Origin of the sequence: Bradyrhizobium campsiandrae, from assembly GCF_014529705.1 — a bacterium.
GTDB lineage: Bacteria > Pseudomonadota > Alphaproteobacteria > Rhizobiales > Xanthobacteraceae > Bradyrhizobium > Bradyrhizobium campsiandrae.
Genome location: NZ_JAANIH010000380.1, coordinates 1 through 244, shown reverse-complemented (window position 1 = coordinate 244; position 244 = coordinate 1). Strand labels below are relative to the sequence as shown.

The 244-nt window shown below is 65.2% G+C and carries 1 pseudogene; it reads left to right on the top strand.

What is annotated here, in order from left to right:
- Positions 1-110: 110 nt before the first annotated feature.
- Positions 111-244 (top strand): annotated as a pseudogene (locus G8O24_RS43525) (catechol 2,3-dioxygenase); the annotation flags it as partial.

The window sequence follows — 244 nt, the reverse complement described above, 5'->3', positions numbered from 1 at the left end:
ATCACGACATCCGCGCGATGGCGGCGTATCTCGGCTCGTTCAACGACACCGTCGCCGATGCGCCCGCACTTGCGGCAAAGCTCGAGAGCGCAACGCAAGTCACCGTCGCCTCTTCCACCGGCGCGCGCCTCATCCTCGCGCCGGACTGGAAGCCGATCGTATGGACCGAGGAAGAACGCAAGAAGGGTCAGGCCTGGGGATTGAAGACCATCGAGTCCTTCCACACCCACGGCACGCCGCCGGT